The following is a 7555-nucleotide window of genomic DNA, read 5'->3' as shown; positions in this document are numbered from 1 at the left end:
ACAGAATTTGTCTACGGGCGTGGGGTCAGTCCAAGATCGAGAGATAACAAAACCTTTTTTAGCTCCATTACACTGCAACCAAAACCGGAGGAAAGTGAAAGCAGCGCCTGAGATCGTGAGGAGCAATCGAGAATCAACATTGTGTAAATCCCTCACAAACCCAAGACGTTAACAGCTGGGGCTCCACGGCGGGCCATATTGTCGAGCAGCAGGGTCGCATAATATTTCAGAAAGGGTAAAAGCTCCGGAGCGCTGAAGCTGGCGTAGACGTCCCCATCTCCATGGGATTCTCTGAAAACAATCCAGTCTACAAGGTGTGCATCGCTGACTGACTTTACCTGGACACAAAAATGAGCCACTGAATTCCGCATCTTATGGATCAACTCCCGCAGGTTCATTTCCGGTCCGGGCAACTGTGACTCATGTAATCCCATTTCAGCTTTAAGCTGCAGCGTTAAACGGTCGGCAGGCAGGAAAGATAGCGCCCTCTCTTTCGGTAAAACAATAAGACCCAGAAGGCAATTCAGGGTCAACGTGTAGTTGTACTGCTCCCTGAATGGCTTGCCCTGCACCTCAATCATTTCGTTATATTGATCGATAAGCGCCAGTGTTCGCTGAACAAAATCGGTCTCAAAATCTGAATAATTTCCCATCTAACCCTCCCGTTCCGGTTCGAGAATCCACTATACCATCCGGTCAGCCTGACGGCTCTGGTACGACATTTCCGATTAAGCCAGAAATCGGATCTCAGGAGTAGGAGATACACGATTAATGGAAAAGGTATAAGGAGACATAAGAAACATAAAAAAAAGAATATATATGGTTATCAGAAATGCTTGTTGCTGTTAGAAATTTTCCAGGTTATTTTGTTTAAAACCGTTCGCAAACGGTTTTTTAAAAAGAAGATAATCCATGTAGCAGGACTTACATAAATGAACGCAAAATCATCACCTGAACGCGGCAGGATAAATCGCGAAACTGCCCAGAACAGTGGGTTCACTGAAATTAAACTGATCGCGCGCTCAGATCAGGACCGCCTGGAGATTGAGAAAATGAAATATGACCAGTTAGTACGATTCATCCATCAACAGCCGGCGAATGCCGAGCTTGCACCACCGGTACGCAAAGCTGTACTGGAGGCTCTGGGGTTAAAGGGTTCCCCCCTGTATGCCACCACTCATGGTGCCATGAGCCATATCATTACCACCATGATGGACTATGGCATGACGGCCCAGGTGGTACCGGCCGTCCAGATCTACAGCGCCTGTTTCCCGACCAGCCTCAACTACGTACTGAAATCCTTCCCGGGTAAGGTACATAACTACCTGTGCCGGCATGGCGATGCCTCTTCGGTGGTGACCTGGACTGAGCGGAACCCGGACTGGGGCGATCGCATCATTGCCAGCGTCCTTGACGGTACATTCGATGCCGTTCTTTACCAGATGCGCACCGCCGTCGGGGCCATGACGCTTAATCAGCCAGTCCTGACCATGCTTCGCCGTCTGAAGGAAGATGCCAGCGGGATTAATGCCGGCGCGCAGGAACAGGCACAGCAGATCCTCGACAAGGCCCCGGAGACGCTTATCCAGTCACCCCGCCAGTGGGATACCGACTGCAATGCCCTGCGCGCGTTTATCCTGTATTTCCTGCTCGTTGATCTTGAAAAACGCTACGGCGATATGGCGTGTGGTGAACGCACCTTTGAGATCCCGTTCTACGAGTGGCAACGTGAAGTCGCTGAAATGCCGGCGACCGGTGTTGTGTCGTTTAAGGAAGACTCCGAACTGGCTGAAGAGTATGACTACGGGCTGTGCATTGGCTGGCGTTACGATAAGTGGGAGCAGTTTTTCTACCAGGCCGCACTCGGGGCCGTTTATCTACTGAACCCCCGCGTCGCCCCCAGGGGTACGCTGAAAACCTCGGCTCTTGAGCCGGGTATGGCCATCCGTTACGCAGAGGACATGCTGGAAAAATACCTGCCGTATACCGGACGTGCTTTAGTGGACAGTCCGGTCGGGACGGGCAATATGTTTGATCGTGCCTGCCGTGCTGCACGCAAGCTTCCGGATAGTCTTCTGCGCCAGATCCGCGAAGAGTTTGGCAGCTTCGGTACCATCACAGATCCGGTGCGGTTTGCAGACATGACATCTGACTTCCTCACTCCGGATGAGGCCCGCCTGCTCAGCAGTGATTTTCTTCACGACTAATATGTACCCCTTCAAAAAAGGTCCCTCCGGGGGCCTTTTTTTATACCATTCAGTCAATCAGCGTCCTGCGAATGGCGGCCATAACAAGTTCGTAGTGAACAACCGGGCTGGCGGCCAGACGCAAACCGCCTGCCCAGCATTCATCCGAGAAGATCAGCGCCTCATTACCGGTGCGCTGTTCCGGTGCACGGCTGGCCAGCCAGCGTGCCACAACTTCCTGACGGGTTCTCTTCATTGCTTTGTCCTCACGGAGTTAATTACCCCCTGATCCTGCCGTCACGACTCCGTTATTGCATCGTCTCATTTCGTTCTCCGCCCTCTGACTCCGCTCCGGGAATCTTTTGCCTCACACGCTGCTGCCAGTCTTCCCCGGGGAAATCGTAGCAGGAGTCGCCCAGGCCCCCGGATAACCCGCATCATACAGTCTGTTACGCAGCATCTTGACACTGTCCACGGAGACAGGCTCTGCGAGATCGAGTGAAACGGTGGCCAGTGTCGCCAGACTTGAGTCAGTCAGCCGGAAATCTGCCGGCAAATAAATGTGTGCAGTGCGCAGATCCCCTTTCATTACCCGGATATCATGAAAATTACTGAACAGCCGACGCAGGAAATCCGGAACAGCCACTCCCCTTGCATGCACGACAGCTTCATCGCTCCGGTCCATGAACTCTGCCACGGGATTTTCTTTCGCCACCACCTCCAGGAGTTGCTGCAGCGACGGCCAGTATTTGCCATCAAATTGGCTGCGAAGGCCATCAAGTTTTTCACGCAAAAAAGAGGAGTAATGTCCGTTCTGGCCAGAAGCTGCGTCAATCAGATCGACGATATGGGCTGTATGTTCTATGTAAAAAGCATTGCGGTTAAGTATATCTTCCCGTTCCGTCAGCATTCTGCCGAGTTCTGCGGCCTTAGTTGCAATCCCCTCATTCAGGAAAGCCAGTCTTGAGTGATCAGCCTTCAGGCGCCTGTGGTGCTCAGCAGTTCCGTATACACCGGCCAGGAATATCTGTGCCAGCAAATTCCAGCACTGCTCACCGGTGAGCGCATGTCGCGCAATGTCATGCCATACCGGATTCATCTCTGTATCACGTGAAATGAGCCTTTCCAGCACAGACCAGGATGGTTCATACAATGTCTTTTCACGTAGATCGTCACGGTATGATTTCATTATCTCCAGCACATCGGCGGCAGTTCGGGCAGGGATGAATTTCATTTCTTTTCCTCATCAGTTTTGCTGTCACGGTCATTATGTCCACGCCTGAGGGGAATGTCGGTAACACAGGAGAGGAATATTTTGGGCTGCTGTGTTACCCGGTTCCGGTTCTGCCTTTTTTCGGATCCCGGCATAAGAAGAGATGAATTATTGCATCAAAGTCAATAAAGAAGACAGATTATTGTATATTGAAGATTATTGCTTTTTAAGCAAAAAAACATTTCATTTAATACATTTATGATAGTAATGATGAATCTTTTCGGTAAGCACGAATGATATGAAAACCACAATGATGTTATTTAAAAATCCGTTTAAAATACAGACTCACATATCGTAGAAGGACATGGTCTTCCCGATAAGCTTTCGTAAATAGTGTTCGTAGCTTTTAAGGATAAATATGATATTTGCACGGCAATCAAATGAACCTGCTCATAACGAGCCCTCTTTTGTCAGAGATTTCCACTATCTGACAGCGTTGATACAGCATCTGGGTGCGCATGAACGCTGGAACAGCAGAACTCCAAGAAATATTGCTGATAGCCTAGGTATGGATATGCAGGAGGTGGAACGAGTACTTGCTTCCTATCCGGCGTTTTTCAGACGCTCTTCCAACCTCAGTTCTCAGGGCGAGCCTCTGTATATGATCCATCTCCGCTATGCCAGAAGAAGGAAGAATAATGAAACTGACGCCCGTGAATCTCCTCCTGTCAGTGCGGCTGAGATGGGTATTATGCTGGATCTCGTGACAAAGATGATTGCCGTGGAAGAACAGAACAAAAGGCTCAGCTTCGAGATTAAAACCAATAATCTTAAAATATGGTCTGCTCTGGGGCTGGCCTTTCTTTCTTCCGCAACGGCGATTGCCACAGCATTACTGAAATAGGAGAATATGGATGAAACTGGAATCTTTTCGTGTTCGAAACTTCCGCTCTGTGTTTGACAGTGGGGTGATAACCACTGAGAAACTGACAGCAATTCTGGGGCGGAATGAAAGCGGCAAAACAAATTTGTTACTTGCTCTTAAAAGCCTTAATCCGGCAGAAGGTTTCGACAAACTCAATGATATAAAAGATTTCCCAAGGCATAGAAAACTGAGTGAATGTACTCCTGACACACCCGTTGTAGATACCACCTGGACATTAACCGAGACAGAACTGGCGGAACTCAGTGCAATTTATCCACGTGCACGAAATATTACTTATGTTGACATCAGTAGACGATACAATGGAAAACTCAGGTACATCAGTTTTAGTGGGCTTGAAAAATTCGCATATGATGTACAAAAAATAAAAAAAGAAGTCCGTAAAATAACGGCTCAAATTGATTTGTTTTTCGATAACCCCGAAAATAAAACAGAACAAACCCAGCCTGATATACAGGCTATAAGAGATATATGCAATGCCTTACTTCCAATTCCGGACGATCCAATTGGCTGGTCAGAACAGGCCAAGGGTAAACCTCAGGAGCTGAGAAAATTTCTGGTTAAGTATGACATCGAGCTTAAGTCGGAATCTGATGATGCTCTAGATGAACTGGAGGATACTCTTAACGAGATAAGCAATGATTCTACCCGAGCTCAACGGGCACGAGAATGGATTCTTACAAAAATCCCTGTCTTTGTGATGGTAGATGAATATCCTGAACTGAACGGTCACCATCAAATGGCTGAATATAATAATCGTAAACAGCAGGGCAAATTAACTAATGCCGATATCAATTTTGAGAAACTTTGCAAGGTGGCAGGGATTGACCCTGCCGAGCTGACGGCAAACAGAAATAATTCAGATGTTCGAAATCAGCTTGTAAACAGAGCGGGAGCTGTCGTTACGACAGAAATCCGAAGGCTATGGCAGGATAAACCTCTTAAAATCCGTTTTAATGTTGACAGTGATTATTTTGATACATATGTTTCGGATTCAAATAATGCCTACGATGTTGAGGTGAACCTGGACGAAAGAAGCCGGGGATTTAAGTGGTTCTTCTCATTCTATATAACATTTTTTGCTGATACCAAGGGCGGCTCAGCAGAAAATGCTATTATTTTACTGGATGAGCCAGGGCTTTACTTGCATGCTAAATCTCAAGCTGATCTTCTTAATCACCTTACCAATGATTTTGATAACCAGATTATCTATACCACTCACTCTCCATTCCTTGTACCAATTAAAAACATATCCGATATAAAAACTGTGTCAATTGCAGAGGATAAGGGTACGACGGTGACCAACGATCCCAGCGGGGATTCCACAACTTTATTCCCGTTGCAGGCCGCGCTGGGTTATGACATCGCACAGTCGTTATTTATTGGTTCCCATAATTTGATTGTTGAGGGCGTTACTGATTTCTGGTACCTCAGTACAATTTCAGATGTGCTGACGTCTGTCGGCAGAAAAGGCTTGAACAGCAAAATCACCATAACCCCTGCAGGCGGGGCACAGCGCGTATCCTACATGGTTTCTCTTCTGTCCTCTCAGAATCTTAATGTTGTTGTGCTTCTGGATGATGAGAAGCAAAGCCGGGAGACTTCAACTGAGCTTCAGCAGCAGGGCATGCTTACTAGAAAGAACGTAATATTTGTTTCTGATGCGTTGGAGTCTAAGCGTGACGAGTGCGATATCGAAGATCTCTTCAATCGTGAGACTTTCCTTCAGATGGTTGATGAAAGCTATGATCTGAAACCAGCTACTCTTAAACTGAATGATAAAATACCGCGGATTGTCAAACAGATTGAAAGCGCCTTCTCGGCAGACAAGAAACATTTTGTGAAAGCCAAACCCGCCCGCGCATTCATGAATCGTATGAAAGATGGCGATAATCAGATATTGTCCAAAGAAGAACTGGACCGTTTTGAAAAGCTGTTTGATCTGATAAACAAAAGAATGAATGCCCGCAATTAAATTTTAATCCTTAAGCAGTAAGTAAAAGGCCCGATAAATCGGGCCTATATACTTTCAACTCTTGAATGAATTCATTAAGGTTGTTATCGTGATAAATCTGAATGTTTATGTATGCGCCTAAGATGTAATTTTTACTTCTATCTTTCAAGTTGTTTAAATTTCTGTTCCTACGTCATCAGGAACTAACAACCCATTATGGTCTTTGTACCGCTTAATCTCAGAGAAAGTTGCATCGGAAATTGATTTATCAGGTAAACAGTACCCGTTATGGTAATCTTCGATATAGTCATAGTAGTCATCAATATCGCGCTGATCTATACCTAAAAACTCAGGGCCTTTTATCCGATCTTCAAGAAACTCACGTTGTAGTGAAGTGATACTTCCATCTCGCACGCCAAAATTAATCCAGCGCAAACAAACTGTTCGTGTAGGTGTTCCATAGTAATCCCTCAGAAGTGTTATGACGTGAGAATATTGCCCACGTAATAAAGGATCAATAATTTGGCTTTTTAAGTTTCCTTTTATAGCCTTAACCTGAATTCCAGCAATGTTGTGTGTGCCATGTATTAATGCTGTTTCTATTACCCCACTTTGGGGGTTTTTTCTAACAAAACGGATATCAGAACTACTGTGAGGCGCATATAAATGGGGATGCAGTTGATGAGTGCTAATAAATCCAGTCCCTATGGCTTTGTATTGATCGTATACACTCGATAAAGCCAACCTTGACCTTTGTGTACACCATGTAAATGCGGCTTGCCCCATTTTTTTATTATCATTGAGTTTACTTACCAAGTAAGCTTCAAAGACAAAACCAGCAAAGGATGGTAGTGTTAACTTAGACCTGAAAGTAACTTTTCCATTTACCTCCTCAAGATGTCCAGTTTCGATGCCATCAGCATATAGCTGGTTTCTGAATCGTTGCGCTAAAATTTTTCTACGCATTTCTGGAGTAATACTCCGATGATTAGGATCAATAATATCAAGTGGTACTTCAACTAAGGTAACTAACTCTTTCTCATCAATAATTATATTATCTGCCACAAAAGAAATCCTTAATATTTATTTTTAAGATGACATTCAAGTTGTTGAAGAAAGCAATAGTGAATTTTTTTTTATTCTAGGTCAAGTTCAGCATTAACCCCCCTTAAGCTTGCAAAGCTAGATTCGAACGGAAGGGCTGCTTAACCAGCTTCTTATATAAGGGGTTTGAAGCCCAATGGAGCGGAAATGTACGC

At 45.7% G+C, this 7555-nt stretch carries 7 protein-coding genes; 3 read left to right on the top strand and 4 right to left on the bottom strand.

Going from position 1 to position 7555, the window contains the following annotated elements; all coding sequences use genetic code 11:
• Positions 1-152: 152 nt before the first annotated feature.
• Entirely contained in the window at positions 153-653 is a 501-nt protein-coding gene (locus tag HMPREF3143_RS13020; RefSeq protein ID WP_032673389.1) for a HEPN family nuclease, read from the bottom strand.
• Positions 654-932: 279 nt separating this feature from the next.
• On the opposite strand from HMPREF3143_RS13020, the gene HMPREF3143_RS13015 reads away from it, so the two are divergent.
• The gene (locus HMPREF3143_RS13015; protein WP_032656019.1) at positions 933-2207 is read left to right on the top strand and encodes a hypothetical protein; all 1275 of its coding nucleotides are present in this window, start codon (positions 933-935) and stop codon (positions 2205-2207) included.
• Between the two features lie 49 nt (positions 2208-2256).
• Here HMPREF3143_RS13015 and HMPREF3143_RS13010 read toward each other — a convergent pair whose 3' ends face one another.
• Both HMPREF3143_RS13010 and HMPREF3143_RS25960 read right to left on the bottom strand, forming a co-directional pair.
• The gene (locus HMPREF3143_RS13010) at positions 2257-2442 is read right to left on the bottom strand and encodes a hypothetical protein (RefSeq protein ID WP_032656023.1); all 186 of its coding nucleotides are present in this window, start codon (positions 2440-2442) and stop codon (positions 2257-2259) included.
• A gap of 111 nt (positions 2443-2553) precedes the next feature.
• Positions 2554-3420 carry a hypothetical protein gene (locus HMPREF3143_RS25960; protein WP_050596932.1) on the bottom strand — a complete coding sequence of 289 codons (867 nt, stop codon included), beginning with the start codon at positions 3418-3420 and terminating at the stop codon, positions 2554-2556.
• 397 nt (positions 3421-3817) lie between these two features.
• On the opposite strand from HMPREF3143_RS25960, the gene HMPREF3143_RS13000 reads away from it, so the two are divergent.
• Both HMPREF3143_RS13000 and HMPREF3143_RS12995 read left to right on the top strand, forming a co-directional pair.
• Positions 3818-4303 (top strand): hypothetical protein, encoded by a 486-nt coding sequence (locus HMPREF3143_RS13000; RefSeq protein ID WP_032656026.1) that lies wholly within the window; start codon positions 3818-3820, stop codon positions 4301-4303.
• A 10-nt stretch (positions 4304-4313) separates the two neighbouring features.
• Positions 4314-6317: an AAA family ATPase gene (locus HMPREF3143_RS12995; protein WP_032656029.1), complete on the top strand. Its 2004-nt coding sequence runs from the start codon at positions 4314-4316 to the stop codon at positions 6315-6317.
• 153 nt (positions 6318-6470) lie between these two features.
• Here the strand turns inward: HMPREF3143_RS12995 and HMPREF3143_RS25675 are convergent, their stop codons facing one another.
• Positions 6471-7361, bottom strand: a complete 891-nt coding sequence (locus tag HMPREF3143_RS25675) for a hypothetical protein (protein WP_045325874.1) — start codon at positions 7359-7361, stop codon at positions 6471-6473.
• Positions 7362-7555 lie beyond the last annotated feature (194 nt).

The sequence above is a fragment of the Enterobacter sp. HMSC16D10 genome (assembly GCF_001807145.1).
In the GTDB taxonomy this organism is placed as follows: domain Bacteria; phylum Pseudomonadota; class Gammaproteobacteria; order Enterobacterales; family Enterobacteriaceae; genus Enterobacter; species Enterobacter roggenkampii.
This window is presented reverse-complemented; position numbering and strand designations above follow the sequence as displayed.